23 protein-coding genes are annotated in these 22,235 nt (G+C 42.1%); 14 read left to right on the forward strand and 9 right to left on the reverse strand.

All coding sequences use genetic code 11. The annotated features are described in order from the left end of the window. Positions 1 to 39: 39 nt before the first annotated feature. Complete coding sequence (gene adhP / locus OO007_RS11210; RefSeq protein ID WP_325808862.1) at positions 40 to 1,056, reverse strand: alcohol dehydrogenase AdhP; 1,017 nt, start codon at positions 1,054 to 1,056, stop codon at positions 40 to 42. 201 nt (positions 1,057 to 1,257) lie between these two features. On the opposite strand from adhP, the gene OO007_RS11215 reads away from it, so the two are divergent. From OO007_RS11215 to OO007_RS11245, 7 genes are all read left to right on the forward strand, one after another. After that, complete coding sequence (locus OO007_RS11215; RefSeq protein WP_325808863.1) at positions 1,258 to 1,773, forward strand: GNAT family N-acetyltransferase; 516 nt, start codon at positions 1,258 to 1,260, stop codon at positions 1,771 to 1,773. Between the two features lie 78 nt (positions 1,774 to 1,851). Beyond that, positions 1,852 to 2,229 carry a hypothetical protein gene (locus OO007_RS11220; protein ID WP_325808864.1) on the forward strand — a complete coding sequence of 126 codons (378 nt, stop codon included), beginning with the start codon at positions 1,852 to 1,854 and terminating at the stop codon, positions 2,227 to 2,229. Positions 2,230 to 2,468: 239 nt separating this feature from the next. Continuing rightward, a complete protein-coding gene (locus OO007_RS11225; protein ID WP_325808865.1) occupies positions 2,469 to 3,542 on the forward strand; it encodes a threonine aldolase family protein in 1,074 nt (357 codons plus the stop codon). 137 nt (positions 3,543 to 3,679) lie between these two features. Then, complete coding sequence (locus tag OO007_RS11230; RefSeq protein ID WP_325808866.1) at positions 3,680 to 4,861, forward strand: M24 family metallopeptidase; 1,182 nt, start codon at positions 3,680 to 3,682, stop codon at positions 4,859 to 4,861. A gap of 18 nt (positions 4,862 to 4,879) precedes the next feature. Continuing rightward, positions 4,880 to 5,875 carry a N(2)-acetyl-L-2,4-diaminobutanoate deacetylase DoeB gene (doeB, locus tag OO007_RS11235; protein WP_325808867.1) on the forward strand — a complete coding sequence of 332 codons (996 nt, stop codon included), beginning with the start codon at positions 4,880 to 4,882 and terminating at the stop codon, positions 5,873 to 5,875. Between the two features lie 28 nt (positions 5,876 to 5,903). After that, positions 5,904 to 6,263 (forward strand): VOC family protein, encoded by a 360-nt coding sequence (locus OO007_RS11240; protein WP_325808868.1) that lies wholly within the window; start codon positions 5,904 to 5,906, stop codon positions 6,261 to 6,263. 189 nt (positions 6,264 to 6,452) lie between these two features. Beyond that, positions 6,453 to 8,066 carry a glutamate synthase-related protein gene (locus OO007_RS11245; RefSeq protein WP_325808869.1) on the forward strand — a complete coding sequence of 538 codons (1,614 nt, stop codon included), beginning with the start codon at positions 6,453 to 6,455 and terminating at the stop codon, positions 8,064 to 8,066. Positions 8,067 to 8,168: 102 nt separating this feature from the next. Here the strand turns inward: OO007_RS11245 and OO007_RS11250 are convergent, their stop codons facing one another. Next, on the reverse strand, positions 8,169 to 9,185 hold the full coding sequence (locus tag OO007_RS11250) for an asparaginase (protein WP_325808870.1): 1,017 nt from the start codon (positions 9,183 to 9,185) through the stop codon (positions 8,169 to 8,171). A gap of 232 nt (positions 9,186 to 9,417) precedes the next feature. Between OO007_RS11250 and OO007_RS11255 the strand changes: the two genes are divergently transcribed. Next, complete coding sequence (locus OO007_RS11255; protein ID WP_325808871.1) at positions 9,418 to 10,236, forward strand: ankyrin repeat domain-containing protein; 819 nt, start codon at positions 9,418 to 9,420, stop codon at positions 10,234 to 10,236. Positions 10,237 to 10,459: 223 nt separating this feature from the next. Here the strand turns inward: OO007_RS11255 and OO007_RS11260 are convergent, their stop codons facing one another. Further along, positions 10,460 to 11,101 carry a midcut-by-XrtH protein gene (locus tag OO007_RS11260; RefSeq protein ID WP_325808872.1) on the reverse strand — a complete coding sequence of 214 codons (642 nt, stop codon included), beginning with the start codon at positions 11,099 to 11,101 and terminating at the stop codon, positions 10,460 to 10,462. A 258-nt stretch (positions 11,102 to 11,359) separates the two neighbouring features. Here OO007_RS11260 and OO007_RS11265 point away from each other — a divergent pair, with 258 nt between their 5' ends. Further along, entirely contained in the window at positions 11,360 to 12,550 is a 1,191-nt protein-coding gene (locus OO007_RS11265) for a cystathionine gamma-synthase family protein (RefSeq protein ID WP_325808873.1), read from the forward strand. A gap of 113 nt (positions 12,551 to 12,663) precedes the next feature. On the opposite strand, the gene OO007_RS11270 is transcribed toward OO007_RS11265, so the two are convergent. Continuing rightward, on the reverse strand, positions 12,664 to 13,491 hold the full coding sequence (locus OO007_RS11270) for a hypothetical protein (RefSeq protein WP_325808874.1): 828 nt from the start codon (positions 13,489 to 13,491) through the stop codon (positions 12,664 to 12,666). Between the two features lie 185 nt (positions 13,492 to 13,676). Here OO007_RS11270 and OO007_RS11275 point away from each other — a divergent pair, with 185 nt between their 5' ends. After that, entirely contained in the window at positions 13,677 to 14,390 is a 714-nt protein-coding gene (locus OO007_RS11275) for a DUF4124 domain-containing protein (RefSeq protein WP_325808875.1), read from the forward strand. Between the two features lie 14 nt (positions 14,391 to 14,404). Here the strand turns inward: OO007_RS11275 and OO007_RS11280 are convergent, their stop codons facing one another. The 3 genes from OO007_RS11280 to OO007_RS11290 all read right to left on the reverse strand — a co-directional run bounded on the left by OO007_RS11280 (position 14,405) and on the right by OO007_RS11290 (position 16,214). Next, a complete protein-coding gene (locus tag OO007_RS11280; protein WP_325808876.1) occupies positions 14,405 to 15,049 on the reverse strand; it encodes a DUF4124 domain-containing protein in 645 nt (214 codons plus the stop codon). 338 nt (positions 15,050 to 15,387) lie between these two features. Next, the gene (locus tag OO007_RS11285; RefSeq protein WP_131907715.1) at positions 15,388 to 15,759 is read right to left on the reverse strand and encodes a TusE/DsrC/DsvC family sulfur relay protein; all 372 of its coding nucleotides are present in this window, start codon (positions 15,757 to 15,759) and stop codon (positions 15,388 to 15,390) included. 140 nt (positions 15,760 to 15,899) lie between these two features. Next, positions 15,900 to 16,214: a hypothetical protein gene (locus OO007_RS11290; protein WP_325808877.1), complete on the reverse strand. Its 315-nt coding sequence runs from the start codon at positions 16,212 to 16,214 to the stop codon at positions 15,900 to 15,902. A gap of 406 nt (positions 16,215 to 16,620) precedes the next feature. Between OO007_RS11290 and OO007_RS11295 the strand changes: the two genes are divergently transcribed. Together OO007_RS11295 and OO007_RS11300 are read left to right on the forward strand one after the other, a co-directional pair. Then, positions 16,621 to 16,890 carry a hypothetical protein gene (locus OO007_RS11295; protein ID WP_325808878.1) on the forward strand — a complete coding sequence of 90 codons (270 nt, stop codon included), beginning with the start codon at positions 16,621 to 16,623 and terminating at the stop codon, positions 16,888 to 16,890. A 24-nt stretch (positions 16,891 to 16,914) separates the two neighbouring features. Further along, positions 16,915 to 17,424, forward strand: a complete 510-nt coding sequence (locus OO007_RS11300; RefSeq protein WP_325808879.1) for a DUF2799 domain-containing protein — start codon at positions 16,915 to 16,917, stop codon at positions 17,422 to 17,424. 3 nt (positions 17,425 to 17,427) lie between these two features. On the opposite strand, the gene OO007_RS11305 is transcribed toward OO007_RS11300, so the two are convergent. Continuing rightward, positions 17,428 to 17,982 (reverse strand): rhomboid family intramembrane serine protease, encoded by a 555-nt coding sequence (locus tag OO007_RS11305; RefSeq protein ID WP_165874767.1) that lies wholly within the window; start codon positions 17,980 to 17,982, stop codon positions 17,428 to 17,430. Between the two features lie 150 nt (positions 17,983 to 18,132). On the opposite strand from OO007_RS11305, the gene ggt reads away from it, so the two are divergent. Both ggt and pyrC read left to right on the forward strand, forming a co-directional pair. Then, on the forward strand, positions 18,133 to 19,872 hold the full coding sequence (gene ggt, locus OO007_RS11310) for a gamma-glutamyltransferase (protein WP_325808880.1): 1,740 nt from the start codon (positions 18,133 to 18,135) through the stop codon (positions 19,870 to 19,872). A 226-nt stretch (positions 19,873 to 20,098) separates the two neighbouring features. Next, positions 20,099 to 21,121, forward strand: coding sequence for a dihydroorotase (pyrC, locus tag OO007_RS11315; protein WP_325808881.1), 1,023 nt, complete (start codon positions 20,099 to 20,101; stop codon positions 21,119 to 21,121). 45 nt (positions 21,122 to 21,166) lie between these two features. On the opposite strand, the gene OO007_RS11320 is transcribed toward pyrC, so the two are convergent. Further along, positions 21,167 to 22,192: a D-cysteine desulfhydrase family protein gene (locus tag OO007_RS11320; RefSeq protein ID WP_325808882.1), complete on the reverse strand. Its 1,026-nt coding sequence runs from the start codon at positions 22,190 to 22,192 to the stop codon at positions 21,167 to 21,169. Positions 22,193 to 22,235: the final 43 nt, after the last annotated feature.

Consider the following 22,235-nt stretch of genomic DNA (forward strand, 5'->3'; position numbering starts at 1 on the left):
AGCATTAATGCCTTGGTCTACGTTCAAATCCCATGACTTTTAGCTATTCATGTCCATCACGATTCTACCTGTGATTTCACCTTCCATCATGTCAGCAAATATCTCATTAATTTGCTCAAGCGGTTTCACTTCGATAATCGCTTTTACTTTGCCTTCTGCGGCAAACTGTAAGCATTCTTTTAAATCTTTGCGTGTACCAACAATCGATCCAACGACTTTTACACCGTTAAGCACTGTATCAAAAATCGGTAATGGCATATCTTCTGGTGGTAGACCTACTAATACAAAAGTACCGCCACGACGTAGTGAACGATATGACTCTTCAAAAGCAACCTTAGATACCGCTGTACAAACAACTCCATGAACACCACCCACTAACTCTTGTATTTTCTCCGATGGATTATCTTTCTTGAAGTCGATGCAATGTACTGCACCTAGCTTTTTGGCTAATGCCATTTTGTCTTCACCGGTATCTACTGCGATGACATTCATTCCCATTGCTACGGCATACTGAATAGCTAAATGACCCAAGCCACCTGCTCCCACAATTGCCACCCATTGGCCGGGTTTAACCTCAGCAACTTTAAGTGCTTTATATGTTGTAACTCCTGCACAAAATAATGGAGCAGCTTGTACATAACTAACTTCATCGGGAATTTTCACGACATATTCACCATCAGCAAGACAGAATTCTGCATAAGATCCATCCACAGAATAGCCGGCATTTTGTTGGCTCATACATAATGTTTCTTTACCTTCAAGACAGTAATCACACTGACCACATGCAGAATACAACCAAGGTACTCCCACTCTATCACCGAGACTCAAATGGTGAATTTCACTGCCTACTTCTACAATTTCACCTACACCTTCATGTCCCGGCACTAAAGGAAGTTTTGGCTTTACTGGCCAATCGCCATGACAAGCATGCAAGTCAGTGTGACAAACACCGCAGGCATGAATCTTAACGAGAACATCTCTTGGCCCAACTTTCGGTACAGGAATATCTTTGATCTCAAGTTGTTCTTTAAACTGACTAACAATTGCTGCTTTCATAACCGTGCTTTATTCCTTTACATTTAGTTAAATTCTGGTCAACTCTGGTCACCCCTAGCTAACTGCCAGAGCTTGTAGTAATTGTAAAATGATGGAAGATATGCCGTTTGATTTATATCAAACAATCAACAACTTACCTCAATAGAGTCTGGTTTTTCTCAAAGGGGCAAATAAATCTCTATAAATCTTTTATCAGTAACTATGAATATTATAAAAACCGACCGCCTAATTCTGAGAACCGTTTTAGAGACAGACATTGATGTATTACATGACATCATTTTTTCAAACCCCGAAGTCATGTCACAAGCTTTTTCAGGCAATACTCTAACAACAGAAGAAACGAAGCAATTTGTTGATGCTAACTTTGATCACAATGGAAATGGCAGGCAATTAGGAGTACTTGCTCTTAAAAGTGACAATACTGTCATTGGGTTTTCAGGACTTTTAGCATGCTCAGCTTTGGGACAAAAAGATTTTGAAATAGGGTTTGTACTAGGAAAAGAACATTGGGGAAAAGGCTATGCCTCAGAAATTGGACAGGCACAAATCGAATATGGTTTGGGGTCGTTAGGATGTCAACGGCTACTGGCATTGGTCGCTCCTAAAAATAAAGCGTCATCATCAGTGTTGAATAAAATAGGCATGCATTTACACTCAAAACGCGAAATAAAAGACCGCGGAACGAAAGATATTTACATTATTGAAGCAAACCCATAATAAACAACGTGGCATTGAATTCGAAACCGTTTTGCTAATTATCAATGCTGGTGAAATATCCCCAGAACATAATGAGTCATGAATAAACGTATCCCTCTTTCGTATGCAATGTTGTTTTTAGTTATCGGCATAGTACTCACCGTCTTCTGGTTTTCACTGAAAAACCCAATGAAACCGTTGTATGTTGAAATACTGAACGATACCGACACCACACTTCCATCCGTGATCATCGAGCACGGTAGCGCAAACCTGCAAGAGAAGATTTCTTTGGTGCAGTTGAAACCACACGAAAGCCGAATCGTCGCTCTCAATCATAAACCCGGCATGGGTTTTAACGTAGCGGCTAATTTTGCCAATGGCGACAAAACTGAAATCTGCGGCGGCAAAAGCAAAGATCACTGGTTCTTCCGCGAAACGATTACCAAGTTTGGTATTTATACGACGCCTGTTCGTTAAACTTACTTATTGGAGCTATCTAAAAAAGTACCTCAAAAAAAGAGCCTATAAGTAGGGGGGTGGCTTTTCTAGGCTCACCAAGAGCCAGAAAAGTCCATCGTAGATTCCGCAAGGAAACGTCGATGTACAGTGTCAAATGATCAACCTAAGGTTTTTTCACATCAGGAATAAAAGTTTAAACCACCTGAAGATTTAAATTTGATCTAGAATCTAAGCTATCTAATTTTAGGTTTAATAAAATGTCATCAGATTCACCCAATAACAACATAAAAAACAGCTTTGCCTCAGATAATATTTCCAGCGCTTGTCCTGAAGTCATGGAAGCTATTATTGAAGCAAATTCAGGAATCGCGAAATCTTACGGTGAGGATGACTACTCTAAACGACTGCAAGAAAAGCTTAGTGAAGTATTTGAAACTGAGGTTATTGCCTATCCTGTAGTCAGCGGAACGGCTGCCAATGCACTCGCACTTGCAACACTGACACCGTCTTACGGAAAAGTGTTTTGCCATGAGATGTCACACATCAATACCGATGAATGTGGTGCGCCTGAATTCTTTACGGGTGGCGCTAAGCTGGTTCCTATATCCAGTAACAACGGAAAAATCACAGCTGCTGCTTTAGCCGATAAGATTCGTGGTGTGGGCAATGTGCATTCCGCACAGCCAGCGACAGTCAGCATCACCCAGTCTTGTGAAGTGGGCGCTTTGTATCAACTTGATGAGATTTCAGCGATTGCCAAAACTGCTCATGAGAATGGATTGAGTGTGCACATGGATGGTGCTCGCTTTGCCAATGGACTTGTTGCTTTAGATGTAAGCCCTGCCGAAATGACGTGGAAATCGGGCGTTGATGTTTTGTCTTTTGGTGGCACTAAAAATGGTTGTATCGCAGCAGAAGCCGTGGTGTTTTTTAAACCTGAACTCGTGCAATCTTTTCCTTTTTTACATAAACGCTCTGGACAACTTTTATCGAAAATGCGTTTTATCTCAGCGCAACTCGATGCTTATTTAACTGACGATGTCTGGTTACGAAATGCACGCCACGCCAATGAAATGGCGGCAAGACTCAGCCAGGGTTTAGCTGAAATAAAAGGCATTGAGTTGGCTTTTCCAACCGAATCTAATGAGATTTTTGCGCACATTCCTCGTGACGTTATTGAGTCATTGAATGCCGCTGGTTTCAGTGTCACCGAAGGTGAATTAGACGAAACTGCACCACCGCGTTTTGTCACTGCATGGAACACTGAAGCCGCGGAGGTTGATGCACTTCTCGACGCGGTTAAAACAGCAGTGAATGCAACTTTAAACTAAACGTAAAAAAGATAAAAAAATCATCGTTTTTGATTAAGTCTAATCCGAATTTATGGTCTACGCTTCTAAAGTGTTAACAGCCTTATTGATAAGAATACTTCAATGATAGACGAAGAAGTATAGACAAAGGATAGACCATGAAAGAAAGCCGAAGACGATTTAGCGCCAGCGAATATACGCAAAGACAACGTAAAACCCGCGAGGCAATGCAGCAAGCCGAACTCGACCTACTGATCGTTTACGACCCGGCAAATATGAACTGGCTGACAGGGTATGACGGTTGGTCTTTCTACACCCATCAATGCGTGGTTATAGGCAGTGACGACACCCTCTTCTGGTTCGGTCGTGGCATCGATGCGGTTGGTGCGCAACTCACTACTGATCTCAGTGAAGACAATGTCATCCCCTACCCTGATCATTATGTGCAATCACCTGAGATTCACCCGATGGAATACCTCGCGGATATTCTGCAACAAAAGCAGTTACACAATAAAAAAACAGGCATCGAAAAAGACAATTACTACTTTTCAGCACGTGCCGCAGAATCCCTTTATAGCAAACTGCCAGATGCAAGTTTCGTCGATGCAACGGCATTAGTTAACTGGCAACGCGCCGTAAAATCGCCACAAGAACTCGAATACATGCGCTCTGCCGGTACTATTATCACTAAGGTCTATGAGCACATCATGCAAGTCGTCACACCTGATATGCAGAAGAATGAGTTAGCCGCTGAAATATCACATGCTGCAATTACAGGAACGCCCGAAGCCTATGGTGATTACACCTCAATCGTTCCACTGATGGGTTTGCGAGAAGAAGCCGCGACCAGCCACATGACATGGGACGATGAAAAACTCGGCACTGATTCTGGCATGTTCTTAGAACTTGCCGCAGCACATGCGCGTTACCACTGCCCCTGCTCTCGAACACTCTATCTGGGCAAACCGACGCAAAAATACCGCGAGGTCGAAAAAGTCATCAATGAATGTATCGACGTCGCTTTAGATAAATTCAAACCCGGCAATACCTGTGGTGAAGTGGCTACGGCATTTTTCAGCACCTTAAAAAAACACGGCTACGAAAAAGACAATCGCAGTGGTTATCCGATTGGTGTTTCTTACCCGCCTGATTGGGGCGAACGCACGATGTCGATCCGCACCAACGATACCAGTGTGTTAGAACCCAATATGACATTCCACTTTATGCCTGCACTATGGCTAGAAGGCTGGGGATTTGAAACCACCGAAAGTATTGTTGTCACGGAATCGGGTGGCGAATGCCTTTCTCATGTACCTCGCGAAATGCTGGTTAAAGATTAACGAATAAAACAGTGAAATATGAATAAGAATCCAATTACAGCAACGATAGACTTCGAAAAAGACGGCATCCAGCACGGTTTTTTACGCCTGCCACATTCGACCAATGAATCTGCTTGGGGCTCGATTATGATTCCCATCACCCAGATCAAAAATGGTAGTGGCCCAACCGCATTACTCAATGGTGGAAACCACGGGGATGAATACGAAGGTCCAATTGCACTCTATAACCTAGCGGCTAGAAATAAATTCGACGATGTTCAAGGACGTATCATTATCGTACCCGCGATGAACTACCCAGCATTTGTGCAAGGCACGCGCGTATCGCCAATCGACGGCTTAAATATGAATCGGATTTATCCGGGCAAAGCAAAATCAACCGTTACTAATGTGATTGCAGATTATTTTTCGCGCACGCTAGTACCAATGGCAGATTATGTATTGGACATTCATTCGGGTGGTAAAACGCTCGACTTCGTCCCGTTCGCCGCCAGCCATGAATTAGAAAATAAAGAACAAGAAGCCAAGTGCAGCGCAGCGATGAAAGCCTTCGGTGCGCCCTATGATTTGAAAATGGTAGAAATCGATGCCGCTGGTTTGTACGACACACAGGTAGAATCGATGGGTAAAGTATTTGTGACTACCGAACTTGGCGGTGGCGGCACCACATCGCCTGAAACCAATGCCATAGCCAAACGGGGCGTCGATAACTTCCTGAAACATGCAGGTATTTTAGAAGGCGAAGTCACCCCCCCACTTACAGGGGCTTTTTCCTTAGATATGTCTGGCGATGACTGCTTTCTATTCTCCGAACATAATGGCGTATTGGAACCCTTTATCAATCTCGGCGATCACGTGACAAAAGGCCAGCTGATGGCACGAGTTCATGAGATTGAAAGAACAGCCGCCCCAACGCATGATTATCTTGCGCCCAGCGATGGCACCGTGATTTCGCGACATTTCCCCACACGGATTAAAATGGGAGATTGTATCAACGTGATTGCGCAGGTCGTTTAAGGGACTCGAATTTTAAGGAACTCAAATAATGTTGCCGATAAAAACCAGCAACACCATTTTATACTGCGATAACTGGCGAGAATGCGTCGAGTTTTACAAAACCAAACTAAGCTTAAGCATCTCCACTGAAAACGATTGGTTTGTCGAATTTAAACTAACCGAGTCATCGCGTTTGAGTGTTGCAAACGCTGACAAAACTTCCATTAACAGCAATCATGGGCAAGGTATTACAATCACCTTTGAAGTTGATGATATAGACGAAACCCACCAAAACTTGCTCGATATAGAACTAAACCCCACTCCCATAAAAAATCACTCATGGGGTGCCAAAGTATTTTATCTTTTCGACCCCGAAGGGCACAGGATCGAATTCTGGGCTGCTGATTGATTCCCTTAAATTAAGAAACAACAATTAATTCTTATCCAAAAAAGACCACGAGGATTTCAATGCTCTTTCCTTCATTTTGTAGTTACAGCAAATCTCTGGTAGATTGATTTCACACACTGCCCTGCGCACGCTCTAGAACACCCATAATAATAAAAGACATCCAATTTAATACACTAACCAGGTGACGCTATGAATAAGACATCCATTTCTGATTGGGACGATCTCGAACCACAAAAACCCGCTTATGCCTTGGTATCAAGTGTAGATTTAGTCATTATTCGCTGGCCAGATGCAGAGGAAGTTTCCGTGCTTTATGGTCGTTGCCTGCATCGCGGTGCATTAATGAGCGATGGTCATATCGACAACGACAATATCATCTGCGGTCTTCACAACTGGGATTACAGTTATAAAACCGGAGTCAGTTCATATAACCCCGAAGAACGATTGAAGCGCTTTTCCTCCTGGCTAAAAGATGGAAAGGTCTGGGTTGATCAAGATGAAATAGAAGAATGGCTGGTGGATAACCCCCAGCCCTATAATCGCGAAGCCTATCAAGGTTTATATCAGGACTTGCATGGAACACCAGACGAACCACATAACGATTATATTCAACATCTGGCTCAACATGGTTTATCCAAAGTTGGTCACCATGGCCGCGTTGGCGCAATGGGAGTGCCACGCGATCAATTACCAAAGTGGGAAGACATACAAATCCTTACCGCACAATTGCATAAAGTGCCGTTACTAGACGATGCGGAAGTGGGTACAAAAGTGATTATCGGTCCTAATGCAGATAAACCTCTGGAACTGGATCGTCCGCTATTCGTATCTGACATGAGTTTTGGCTCACTCTCCGAAGAAGCGAAAGTGACATTGGCTATGGGTGCAGAACTTGCAGGCACCGGAATATGTTCTGGAGAAGGCGGCATGCTACCTGCCGAACAAGAAGCTAACTCACGTTATTTTTATGAATTAGCCTCGGCACGTTTTGGCTTTAGCATGGATAAGGTGAAACAGGCTCAGGCATTCCATTTTAAAGGCGGTCAAGGCGCTAAAACCGGCACAGGCGGACATTTACCAGGCGGTAAGGTCACAGGTAAAATTGCCGAAGTACGTGGCTTAGAAGAAGGTGAAGATGCGATATCGCCCTCGCGCTTTCCTGATTGGGAGCACGTCGATGATTACCGTCGTTTTGCGGATGACGTTCGCGAAGCAACTGGCGGCATTCCTATTGGCGTTAAGCTTTCAGCCCAGCATATAGAGCGTGATATCGAAGCTGCCTTACAAATCGGTGTGGACTATATCATTCTCGACGGACGCGGCGGCGGCACGGGTGCAGCGCCCTTATTATTCCGCGACAATATATCCGTGCCCACCATTCCCGCATTGGCACGCGCGCGACGTTATCTCGATTTAAAAGGAAGAAGCGATATTACCTTGGTTGCTACAGGTGGTTTGCGAATACCCGCTGATTTCATTAAAGCAATGGCGCTGGGCGCAGATGCCATAGCCGTTTCAAATTCAGCGATTCAAGCCATTGGCTGTTTAGGAATGCGCGCTTGTCACACCAATAATTGCCCGGTTGGCATCGCCACGCAAAAGCCGCATTTGCGACAGCGATTAAAAATTGAAAGGGGCGCAGAGCAACTGAATAATTTCTTCCAGGCGTCTACCGAGCTAATGCAAGTAATGGCGAGAGCCTGTGGGCATGATCACGTGAGTAAATTCTGTATTGATGACCTAACTACCTGGAATCGGGAAATGGCGCATCTAACAGGCATTGAATATGGTGGTGTTTCTTAGTCTTTCATTCTATGAGTGTATTGATTAATAAATTGATGCACCCCCCACCTTTGGGGCACTTTTTTATGCCTTGGAAAAATATCGAATCAACTCAGTTATAGCTCAATCACGGCTATTCAGCCAGGACTTGCCAACACGAATATCTCCCACTGTTTCTCCTCTTGAATTGATTAATACTGGGGAGATGTGTTTGTGGAGCTTATCTTTGTGCTCATCAGTCAATGCGCCTAAATGATCGAGGATGGACAACAATGCGACAGAGCGCGCCCGAGCACTTCCATCTGCAATTTTAACCGCAACTCCCAAGCCTCGTTCAGGCAGGCATGCGGTGATAACACCTTCGGCACCGGTTTTAGCGAGCACTGATCCTTTGGTGATTTCGTTCAATTCACTGACCAAGGTTCCATGCCCTGCGATATAAAGCGGTTCATTAGTAATCGCCTGATGCAGACGGTAAATCGCTTTAGCGCGCTTTTCTGATAGATCAACCGGGTTGGCAAAGCGAGCCATGACATAGCCAAGTTTGTGCAACGGCATTGTCGGGGCGGGTAAACCACAACCGTCGATTCCCATCGGGTACTGTTGGAGATCGATCCCTGCGAGATCAGACAATATATCGAACGATAATTGTTGTAATGGATGTTCCAGCAGGTGGTAATTTTCCAGTGGCATACCAAGGTGAAGTGCCGTAGTTAAAAACCCGGTATGTTTACCCGAGCAATTGTGATGGATTCGGCAACCTGTTTGCCCAGACTTTAATAACTGATGAGCACGTTCGGTATCCTCAGGTAGAACGGGGCCACACGCTAAATCGTCTTCTGTAAGGCCAAGGTGATCGAGCCATGACTCCACCAGATTTTGATGAATATCTTCACCTTGATGAGACGAACAGGCTAATGATAACTGTGCATCAGTGAGCCCAAAATGGTCACCCGCCCCGCTCTCTATCAGATGAATTGCCAGCATCGGCTTTAATGCAGAACGCGGAAAAATCAGTGTGTCGACATCTCCCCAGCTTTCGACAACATCGCCCTTAATGTCACAGACGACGGCCGCACCAAAGTGCTGACTTTCGACGGTATTATTTCGTGTAACTTCTACTAACAACTCATAAGGCATGCTACGGATATTCCTAAATACGGATTGATTAAATGAATACTATGTAACAGCTTTAAGGGAACACAGATTAAGACTCTTATAGAATCTTACACCACTTAACTCAGGAGCATTGCTTATTGTTGTAAAGAAAGCATCAATCAGTAACCCGAACAGATTATCAACAGCACACTCCTTAGCTACCCTCCCCTTTTTTTGTCTTTGCAATGTTTACCTGTAAGATGAACCCAGCAATATGAATCCAAAAGCGTTTCTTTATGTCCCTAGAAACAAAGAAAAAACCGCTTACTGCACGTATCTTGCGCTTAAAACATCCGTTGATGATGCCACTAAAAAGGTGATTAAGCGATGTGAGAAGAAAAGAAAGAAATCCAAAAAGAATCCATTTACTGCGCCTTGTGTAATCCTGACAAGCAATAACACCCTGCACAAATCCAGAACAGACTTTGGTTTAAAACCACATACAAAAGATCTATATTATATCGCCGAACGCTATGGTGTTGAAGATGTAAAAAAAGCGCTTGAGACTGGAGTCGACATCAATCAAAAGAATGATTCTGGTTTTACGCCATTACTGATTGCTGTTACAGAAAAGAATTTGGACATTGTTAAATATCTTGTTTCAAAAGGCGCAGATTTAACCTTAAAAAATAACAAAGGATTCGATGCCTTAATTATCGCAGTCAACGAAAACCACGTTGAAATAGCTGAATATTTACTCGAAAAAGGTGCTGACATAACAACAACAGATCCAAGAAACAAAAGACAAGCCATACATATCGCGGCAAGACTTGGGTACATTGGAATACTCGATGTACTTTTGAATAAAGGTGTTGATGTCAATCAAGCGAGTGCCAACAAAGAAATGCCTTTGCATCTGGCGGTACAAAGCTTGTATGTGCCTACGGTTAAATACCTCGTGAAAAAAGGCGCTGATATTAATGCCATCGACCGATCTGGAAAAACGCCCCTAGATAGCGCAAGAAAGTTTGGAACAAAAAGAATGAGAGATTTTTTGATTAAGAAGGGGGCTAAGAAAAGTAAAACAATTTGATCAATTTGTAAAAAATTTTCACAATATTTTATATGAAAATTCAAAACTCACGAGATTTAAGATACAGGCAATAATAAATTAATAGAAATTGTTCATTATCTATTACAAGACGGAGTTAGAATTTATCTATGTCTTCTATTTAGTACAATTATAAGAGCTAACTTTAATTCTAAAACATACTATTTAGAAAAAATCAGGAGATTAAGAAATTTCAAACCAGTATCTAATAAATTTTGGGAGTTCGACAGAATCCTTCATCGCAAAAATCACCTTCTGCACAATCAGAATTTAAATCACACATTACACCTTCGATCGGAGCGTCATCACAATCAATATTACAAATAGCATTGGGTGACAATGTCAAACCAACACTACATTCATTCTGTACAGATACCCCATTAGGATAATTACCACATCTAATTTCTATCTCATTATCTACTAGATTTATTTCTTTGATTTGTTGTGCAACACCCGTAGAGTTGACAAACTGATTAAATCTACCTTCAAAAATAGTTACTGTTGTACCAGCGGGTTCAACTAATGGAGGATTAAATACGAGTCCTGCATCGACTTCAGATACTAACTTCACGCCACCTATGCCAGTTACAAGTGCTGATGCACCAATCAGTGTAATAAAAAACTTACCAGCATTAGAGCCTTTTTGTTTGGCTACTTTGAGCGCAACTACAAAAAGCAGCAAACTTAATATAATCAACATAGTACCGCTCAAGGTCGGAACAGCAGTTGGATTTAATGGACCGTATATTAATGAACCGTTGGATCCTGCCATTGCAGTTGAAATTGATGTCAAACACAATAAGAGACTAAAACTAGTTTTCGTAACAATAGATTTAAGTAAATTCATTCGATAGATACCTTCCATGGGTTAATGAGCGCGTCACTAAAATACATCAAATTAAAAAAATAATCGTGACTTTTTTCACGAATATATAAAAATGATTTCTCCTCTTTACCAATTTTTGATACCTCAGTATGATAAGCAGATCAAGATAAAGGCTCTCGAAGCGCTGCCTTGAAATTAACTCGTATTTATTCTGATTCAGATTCTTTCTGTTGAAGACCAAATTCGTCTTTTTCTCATATCAGTTACAAGGAGCTATCAATGACTGACAATACCCATATTCCTGGCAAATCTACCCTTAGCATCTGGGGCGGCGAACAAGAACACGAACTTTACGAACGATCTACTCAGGTCCCTGTTGTTCACAGTGTTTCTTTTGCTTATAAAGATATCGATACGTGGCACAAAGTGGCGCTTGAAGAAGAGCCAGGGCATATCTATTCACGCAATACCAATCCTACGGTTCGTGCGTTTGAAGACAAAGTAAAAGAACTTGAAAGCGCAGAAGCGGCTACCAGCTTTTCTAGCGGCATGGCGGCTATTAGTAATATCTTCGGGACTTTTTTACGTCCGGGTGATCGCGTTGTTTCTATCAAAGACAGCTATGGTGGAACGAATAAAATATTCACTGAGTTTTTACCGCCACTGAATGTCGATGTAACCCTTTGTAATACCATCGAATACGAAGAGATTGAAGCAGAAGTGGCTAAAGGCTGCACCATGCTGTATCTGGAAACGCCAACTAATCCGACGGTAAAAATCATCGACATCAAACGACTAGCGGCTGCGGCTAAAAAGGTCGGCGCTTTGGTTGTTGTTGATAATACCTTTGCTACACCAATAAATCAGAACCCATTACTACTCGGTGCTGATTTAGTATTGCACTCTGCATCAAAATACCTAGGTGGACATGCAGATGCTTTAGGTGGCGTTGCTTGTGGCAATAAAGATTTGATCAAAATGGTTTACCATTATCGTGAAATCAATGGTGCGACACTGTCACCAATGGATGCTTATAGCTTTATTCGTGGTATGAAAACGCTTAGCTTGCGTGTTCAGCGCCAAAACCAGAGTGCAATGACTATCGCAACCTGGTTAAAAGATCACCCTGCAGTTGATCATGTCAACTACCCGGGGCTTGAGTCTCATCCGCATCACGATGTAGCCAAAGCACAAATGAAGGGCTACGGCGGCATGCTGAGCTTCTCTGTTAAAGGCGGATTGGATGCAATCAAGACCTTTTTGCCAAAACTGAAATACGCACACATGGCTGCTAATTTAGGTTGTGTTGAAACGGTTGTTGGCCCACCAGTAACGACTAGCCACGTAGAATGTACTGCAGAAGAACGTGCCGCGGCTGGAATCCCTGAAGGTTTAGTAAGATACTCAACGGGTATTGAAGATGTTGAAGACTTACTTGCTGATTTGGAACAGGCTTTGAGTTACCTATAACGCGTTTCGTTTATTGTTGAAACGCTTATCCACCCCCCTACTTATAGCGGCTTTTTTAGAGTTCTTAACAAAAGATCTGTAAAAAAGGCCTATAAGTAGGGGGGTGTGATTTACTATCTATATAAAGACATCGTTTCATTCACATACTTATCTACTTTTCTCTTTACTTCTGCTTTAGAAAAGCCTGAATTATTAAACATTTTTTCGTAATACTTTCTGGTGGCTCTTTCTCTTTCTGCATTACTTGAGTACTGTTTTTCCTTAGGTTCTTTATAGATAATCGTACTGGCTAGTTTATCTTCATTGGTTTTATCAGCTCTATAGGTTGATCTATGTTGATAGTCTTGCTTTGGGAGTTTTACTATTCTGAGTTCTTTCTCTGCTTTATTGCCAGAACAACCATTCGAGTAATACGTTTCTCCAGAAGAGCGTTTACACTTCATCACGCGGGATTTAGCTTTTTGCCCTTTCTTACGCAGCATTTTAGTTTCTTCTTTTTTAGCTAAATAAGCAGCGTTTTTTGCATCTCTTTCAGCGACTTTTTTGCGTGTGCTCGCATAAGCAATTTCATGCTGGGTTTCATGATATTCATTTAAATCTTGCTGATATTGATTTTTATATTCTACGTAGGCGTCACGTTGTGCATTTTGCTTCATCATCATTTTATTACTAAAGTCGTTGTAATTTTTATAAGCAATATCATCAACAACGTAAGGTGGCTTATATTTCTTTTTATTGGACTTTTTATCAGGGAACATATCACAAGGTGGCAGTCCGCCACGGATCATCCCATTAACGGCAACTGCACATTTAACCTCTACCGTTCTAACAAGACTTTCTGCTTTTTCTTTTTCGACTTGATCACCAGAGCCACTCACGTTAGCTTTTAAGATAAATAAGAATACTGCTGAGAGAGCAATAGTGATTAGAATGGCTTTCATTGGCGAACCTTGTTTTTATAATTTTTTATATAGCGATTGGTATCTATTGTATAGCAAGCTTAATCTGAGGGGTGAACCAAGAGACAAACGGGAAATCATGGGGTTACGTTAATCGGAATTATCGCTGGGATTTGTTTTTTTGAACTATGATCTCTAATCAAAAAATATCAAACGAATGAATAATCATGATGAAACCATCACTTACCCTGCTCCTTCTTTTATCCTTAATGAGCATAGCTTTTACAGCCCAGGCTAAAATATATCAGTGGACTGATAGCAACGGTCAAAAGCACTTTGGTCAGACACCACCACCCAAGGTACAGGGCAAAAAAGCGCCAAAGGTGGAAATTAGAAAAGAAAAATTCAAGGTCAATAGAGGTGTTAAGAAAACCAAAAATGGTTCGTTTTGCGGGGAGATTAGCTTGCCTGTCAGCGATGATGCGGTGATCCAGTTAGCCAATGTGGAATACCGACAAAAACACTGGTTAGCAGATATTCAGCGACAACAGAAACGTTTGAGAAAATTCTTTGACGAACAATATGAATTCGATAGAAACCCCAATAAGAGTGGCGACAATAGTGGCATTATAAAGCGAACTGAACAGAACCTTGAAGATCTAGAATGCGCCCATAGCTGGTCAAAACGTGAAACGGCGCGCTTGTTTACTGTGCGAAAAGACACCGAAGAAAAGCTAGAAGCAATACGTGAAGAATACGCTGAGATTAAAAACCGCTGTGGCGAGAAGCCAGATATTCAAGGCTGGACCAATAATAAAGAAGCAATCGAATGGGCGAAATGTGAATCTAACTCTTCAGGAATAAGTAAGCACAATAAAAAACTCAGAGAATTAAAAGCAATGGAAAGCAAAGCTTCTATCCTCAATACACAACAAGATTGAGCAAGCCGTTGCCTTTATGCGCCTTGATATTTACATTTGTAGTTTAAGGCGTTTTTATACCGCTTATTTTTATCGATAGTGGCGTTCATTTTGCATTTGAAGCCATCTTCCAGCCAATTCCATTCTATTTTTTTGGCACCTAAGGCTTTTACTTGTGATGATTTATTTTTCAAACCTATTCGAGTTGCGTGAAAATTTACATCCATCAGTGACAGATCAAACGCTTTTTCTGCACGAGCTAATTCAAATTCGCTTAGCTTGGCTGCCTTTTGCTTGCTGCGTCGTGCATTGTATTCAATTTCAATTCCGCGAGTTGAGTTTGGATTGATAGTTACCCATAAATATTGTTCCCAAACTGCACTCTTTTCGGTAAGCCTATACGCGTTACTTCTTTTTTTTCTATTCAGATAATCTTCTTTTAGTGTCTTAAGATTCTCATTGGCAAAACCGTTACGAAGAATATTACTCATGCCATCAGAGACGGTTTTAATCTCATACATAGAGACTTTCGCCTTGCTGGTACCTTGCTGCTGTTTGCTTTTTGGTAGTGTTGAGATATCTTTTTTTGCCGTGCCTTTGGGACAAGGAGTGGCCAAATACTCAATCGATCCACTGGCATTCTTGCATTTATAAATAGCAGCCTGGGAATGTTGAGCCATTAGGATTATGGATAAAGTAAGTAGGAATTTTATAGTTATTTTATGCATAAGCCTTTTCGATTATTTTTACTGTATTTCAATATTCTAAGTTAAGCAGAATAATTAAGACAGGATTCTTAGCTAAAAACAAAGTAGTTAGAAAAAAGAGTTAAAATAAGAAATTTGAAAATAAAGAGTAGCTAGCGATGAGTTGAATACCGTAAACATTGCTCTGTAGCTTCACCGAAATCATTAAATTGTGATGCTTCACAAAAAAAAATGGCCAGGATAACCTGACCATTTTGTATAAAGCACTCTTTGAGCATTTTTGTTTCTTACTGTTTTCCAGCGCGTATTGTCTACCAGCGCGTTCCAAAACTTTTATCTGTTTCATTTCTCAGGTTCGGTAAATCCACCAATTCATGAATGGTGTTGATCGGACCGTTGGGAAATAATTTATACAAATATCGACGCCCACCCTGCATGATAAATTCATCTCGCATAAGGTCGGCTAACTTTCTGGCGTTCTCGCAATCATCGCAGACCTCATAAAAGTCCATGACAAAATTGATCACTTCCCATTGCTGTTCATTAAGCGTTAGCCCTAGCTCTGCCGCTTTTAGATTGATGCTGGCATAGATTTGTTCAGTTTTAAGAATAGGTAGTGCTGGCTTGAATACGGGTAGTGCTCTTGGAAACATCTCATCCATTGTTACGTCTGTAAACATCATAGATTAACCCTCCTCAGAGTCTTGTTTATTCGCATTTGATACTACTTTTGGAGTAGTTAGATATTACTCATCTATCCCAAAAGTAATACTTTTTAATTTGCGAGTCAAGTAATGAGGCTGAAACCTGATGTTAGAAAAGCTTAGGTCCACACCAGATCGTTGCCTGACTGAGATGTTTTTTCGGACGTTTTTGAGCCCATTCTTTTATCGAATTCGTCTTTCATTGAATCGCTAAACTTAAAGCTTAGTAAGGTTGAGATTAACTCTGATCTGGTATTTTCATCGGACGATTCAAAATCGGCAACAGAGACTTCACCGCTTTCGATTAGCTGGCTGACTTTTTGTGAATTGAAGAAAGCCATCAAATCACCGTCGAATTTATTGTGTATTGAGATGTGAGGGTTGTGACAATCCAGCCAGGCATTCACATATATATTCATCGTTAAGAAATTCATTACCGCACCTTCTGTTAGTTGATCACTATTACTGGCGTTTATGGATCTGGGTAAATAGTTCTCGGCAAATAGTTATTGGTATTGAGAGCCATAAACGATTAATTAAGACTAATTAAAAAGATCTGGCTAGTACGAAGGAGGTGTTATCGTATTGGCTTGATATAAAAACAAGGGAGCAGGAACCACACCCCTTGTGCGCTACTTTATAAGTATTTCCATGACTAAAAATACTTAAGTTGTTACCTACAACCGAGTTAAATAATAATGATTCTTATTTGTGTTTGCAACTATTTTTTCATTTCATTACTATGACATGGGAAGAATGATTATGATTTACTCAAGCATCGATACATTAATAATGTATTAATCATCGACTAATCAGATAAATAGACCATAGTAATATTTCATGAATGATTTTATTCTCTATTCGATTATTGGCTCTGTCGTACTGACAGTATTGCTCAACGCCCTGCCCTTATTGTTTCCAAAGGCATCGGATAAACTAAGGCAAAAAATTGAGGAATACAGCCAGCGTAATGCTGAGCAGAAATACGACCCAGATCAGCCCGATGAGAATAAACCGAAGATCAACGTTTTCTTCCCCTGGAAAGCGATGTTGCTAGGCTCTTTGATCTTAACCGTATTGATAAACCTGATCGCCTGGCTGTCCCGCTAAAAGAAGAAATTAACAGGATTCGAAATGAAAAAAATCATCATCGTTCTGATCTCCAGCTTACTCAGCGCCTGTGCCACCATGAGCCCTAAAGAGTGCCAAGGCACTAACTGGCGCGATAAAGGATATAGCGATGCTTTAAAAGGTCGTGGAATATGGCTTACTGGGCATACCAAAGCGTGTGCGAAAGTGGGCGTCGTACCAAATAAGAATGCCTATCTGGCTGGGCATCGTGCCGGCTCCAGAGTATTTTGTACATTTGAAAATGGTGTGAATTTCGGCAGAAGTGGCGACATTCCCAGAGGTGTTTGTACTGCTCCTGAATTACAGCAACCGTTTTATAATGGTTATCGAGTAGGTCGAGATATTTATCTGGAATTAGAAATGTTGAGAGAAAGAATGTTTGATCGCCAGTTGTGGCTGGATAACCACCGACTTCGTCACCATCACCATAGACGTAACAATCACCGTGGTGATCATCGCGGGGAACATAATCACTCTCCGAATAAAACCAGAAGTAATAACACTAAAAACTAGTCGCTATCTCGTCTGTTTATCCGCGGGCATTAATATTGCAACAACGATACCTGCAACCGCACCACTAAAGTGCCCTGCCCAGCTAATGCCTTCCCGAAAACTGGCTAAGCCTAAAATGAGCCCACCATAAAGAAGTAACGTAATTCCTGCAATGATGATGGTCTGCGTGGTTTTCTGGCGAATCGCTGTGGTAATTAAATACGTCCAGTACGCGAACACTAACCCCGAAGCGCCCACCACAATGCTGGAACTTAACAGCCACGTTAATAAACCACTGAGCAATATCATCGCAACGGTTGAGCCAATAAATAAATGTCGTCCAAAACTTCGTAACAGCACACCCAATGCAAACAATGGAAATATATTACTGAATAGATGGCCAAAACCACCGTGTAAAAAAGGAGACAAGGGAATACCAAACAAACCCAGTAATGAACGCGGATGAATACCAAAGCGATTGAAATCGATAGGGATAATAAAATCGATAAGATAAGCGATGATGACTGCGCCTGTGAGCAATGCAGGCTCTGTTATGAACTGTTTTAGTTTATATACCATAACGCCATTATAGGGAAATTCAGAAAAAAGTACCTATAAGTAGGGGGGTGGCTTTATACGAATATCTTACGATATTTGTATAAAAAAACGCCTGCCAAAATATCATCTTGAACTAAGCTTAAAGTTCTAATAATTATCTCTAAGACTGATATGAAAAAAACACGAATCCTGCTTTTTACACTCATTAGTTTTTCTCTTTTAACGAGTAATCTCAGCGCCAAAGAAGCGCGTTACCCGGAATTTGGCAATGGTCGAATTCCTCAGGTATTGGCTAAAGCCAATGAATACATGGTCTCGTCAGCGAACCCTTATGCGACAGAAGCGGGTTTACGTATTCTAGAAAAAGGCGGCAGCGCGATTGATGCAGCTATCACGGTGCAACTGGTGCTGAATCTGGTTGAGCCAGAATCAAGCGGTATCGGTGGTGGTGCATTTTCATTGTATTGGGACAATGAGAATAAAAAACTATCCAGTTATGACGGTCGTGAAAAAGCACCCATGCTAGCCACTGAAAAACTCTTTCAGGAAGATGGCAAAAACATGAATTGGTGGGAAGCACTCGCAGGTGGCAGAGCTGTTGGCGTTCCCGGCGTTGTTGCAATGCTGGAAAAAGTGCATAAGCAACACGGTAAACTTCCGTGGGCTGATTTATTCGAAGATGCGATAAAACTCGCCGAAGACGGTTTCGAGATTTCACCAAAGTTAGGTCAGTCAATTCTGAATAAAACCAATCCAGCACTGGGTCGTTATGAAGAATCATGGCGTTACTTTTTCCCCAATGGCAAACCACTTGCCGCAGGCACTATTAAGAAAAATCCGCAGTTTGCGATGACACTTAGACGCATTGCGTTACTGGGCGCGAAAGGTTTTTACAAAGGACAAATAGCGATGGATATCGTGACTGCTGTAAACGCTGCGGTCGATAACCCGGGATTAATGACGGTTGCCGATATGGCGAACTACGAAGCCGTGGAACGTCCACCTGTGTGTGCTGATTACAAAGAATACAAGGTCTGCGGCATGGGCCCACCAACCTCTGGCGGCATGACGGTTATTCAGATTTTAAAACTACTGGAAGACAAAGATCTCGCGCAATATCAACCATTGTCTGTTGAGTCTGCGCATTTATTCGCACAAGCCGGCAAGCTTGCTTATGCTGACCGTGGCAAGTACATGGCAGATGCTGATTTTGTTAATGTGCCCGTAGAAGGCTTAATCGATGAAGGATATTTAAAAGAGCGCGCTAAACTGATTGGCGAAAAAGACATGGGCAAAGCTGAAGCAGGTGTACCACCGAATGCTGACGCTAACTGGAAACAATCTAAATCACCCGAGCAACCCAGCACTACTCATTTCAGTATTGTCGATAAACTAGGCAATGGCTTTTCGATGACATCGAGTATCGAAATGGCATTTGGTTCTACGGTTATGGTTGATGGATTTCTCCTCAATAACCAGCTCACTGATTTCTCATTCAGCAATGAAAAAGACGGCAATAAGATTGCCAATCGCGTACAACCGGGCAAGCGACCACGCAGTTCCATGTCACCGTTTATGGTGTTCGATAAAGACGACCAGTTAGTAATGTTGATCGGTTCGCCTGGCGGTAGCCGCATCATCAATTATGTCGCTAAAACCATGTTAGGCGTGCTCGAATGGAATATGGATATTCAGCAAGCGATTAGCATGCCTCACTATGTAAACCGCAATGGGACAACCGACTTGGAACAGGACACCGATGCAGCAAGCCTGAAAGAAGGACTTGAAGCGATTGGGCACAAAGTATCGGTACGGGATTTAAATTCTGGCTTACACGGTATCGTGCGAACAGAAACTGGCTTAGAAGGCGGTGCTGATCCGCGTCGTGTGGGTAAAGCGCTGGGTAAATAGTCTCAATATCCACTTAACAAATATGTAAATCATTAATTGTCACCCCCCTACTTATAGCCACATTTTTAAACGTGGCTATAAAAAGTGCCTATAAGTAGGGGGGGTGTCATAACACTCTCTTTAATTCCCCTCTTTTATTCCCGATTCGCATACTCTAGAATCAAATCATTAAATGGATCTGGCAAAAGCCAACTCTACCGCTCAATTAGATAAATTCAGGAATAACATGATCATTACACGACCAGACGATTGGCACCTCCACGTTCGAGAAGGTGCAGCATTAAAAAGCGTTGTTCCTGATACCGCTAAACAATTTAAGCGCGCGATTATCATGCCGAATCTAGCGAATCCAGTCACAACCGTTGCGCACGCCAAAGCATATCGTGAAGAGATTTTAGCCGCGGTGCCTGATTCTGATTTCGAACCATTGATGACTCTGTATTTAACCGATAACACAACAGCCGAAACGATTCGCGAAGCAAAAGAAAGTGGTTTTATACATGCACTGAAACTTTATCCTGCAGGTGCTACTACCAATTCAGACAAAGGCGTTAGCGATCTAAAAAACATATACCCTGCGTTAGAAGCAATGCAGGAAGCCGGAATATTATTACTGGTACACGGTGAAGTGACCGATCCTGCGATTGATATATTCGATCGCGAACAAGTGTTTATTGACAGCATTTTGAAACCGCTAATTGCTAAATTTCCAACGCTTAAAGTGGTGCTGGAACACATCACAACCAGCAACGCAGTGGAGTTTGTGAGTAGTGCCCCAGATAATATCGGTGCAACGATTACGGCTCATCACTTATTAATGAATCGTAATGATATTTTTAAAGGCGGGATTCGTCCTCATCATTATTGCCTACCTATTTTAAAACGCGAAACGCATCGACAAGCCTTGGTAAAAGCGGCCACAAGTGGCAGCCCTAAATTTTTCCTTGGCACAGACAGTGCGCCCCACACACAATCTGCTAAAGAAACGGCTTGTGGTTGTGCGGGAATGTATACCGCATTACACGCGATGGAGTTGTACACAGAAGCGTTTGATAAAGCAGATGCACTGGACAGACTAGAAGCATTTGCGAGTTTTTATGGACCTGATTTTTATGGCTTACCAAGAAATACAGGCACAATAGAGCTGAGCAAAGAAACCTGGGAAGTCCCTGAATCTCTAGCGATGGGAGACGAAAACCTCATACCATTACGTGCTGGTGAACACTGTCACTGGAAGCTTATTTCGTAAAAACCATTACGTAATAACTGCTTGCCCCGTGGTTATACGCCTTTTTTAAAATATAGAGTTGTAAGCGAAAAGTGCGGGGGTGCCACCAGTGTGAATAATCACAATATCATCCCCTTGCTTAAAACGACCTTGTTCAATTAAGCCAAACGCGCAGGCGAAAGCTTTACCGGAATACACGGGATCAGACAATAAACCTTCGTTATGCGCCAACAGTTGAATCGCATGTTTGGTTTGATCTGTAATTTTGCCGTAGCCTCCATCGAGGCAAAAATCCTCAACGAGCACATCGACATCATCGATCAAGGTTTTTAAATCGCCGTTAGTGTCTAACAAATTATTGCAAAGGTATTGCGCGCATTGATGGACTCGGGACTTCTGCTGTACTGCGTCTCGTCTGACGCAGGCGCCAATCACTGGTACTTGGTTATCTACTAATCTCAAACCCGTCAATAAACCTGTATGCGTATACGAACTTCCGGATGCAACAATGATTGCTGCGGGATTTAGCTTCTGCTCTTTAAATTGCTGGTCTAGCTCAAAGGCAGCAGCAACATAACCCAATGCACCTTTAGGTGTTTCTGACAGAGTCAGTGGAATGATATAAGGATTCTTGCCTTGGTTGACTAAAGAATCGGCAATTTCTTTTAGCTGTTTATCTGCGCCCTCTTCGTCTTCACCATCTGGATAATGATGCAGGGTTGCGCCAAACACTTTGTATAAAGTGACATTGCCAGAATTGTGATACTCGGCAGGCTTATCAGGCACTCTATCTTCTAGTTGAAGATGACAATCCATTCCACATTTTCGCGCAAACGCTGCGGCCATGCGCATATAGTTTGATTGTACGGCACCTGTAATTAATATCGTGTCGCAACCTTGGGCCAGCGCTTCACCAAAATAAAATTCTAGCTGACGGGCTTTATTTCCACCCATTCCCAGGCCCGTACAATCATCACGTTTTACGTATAAATTGTAATCTCCAAAGTGTTTACTCAAATTCGGCATGTGCTCCAAGGGAGTCGGTGCATGTACGATTTGTTTACGTGGGAATTTGTCTAATATGTTATTCATGCCTAATGATAGTTTGATTTCTACACATTATCGAAAAAAGTAT

The organism is Cocleimonas sp. KMM 6892 (genome assembly GCF_035798195.1).
GTDB classification, from domain to species: domain Bacteria; phylum Pseudomonadota; class Gammaproteobacteria; order Thiotrichales; family Thiotrichaceae; genus Cocleimonas; species Cocleimonas flava.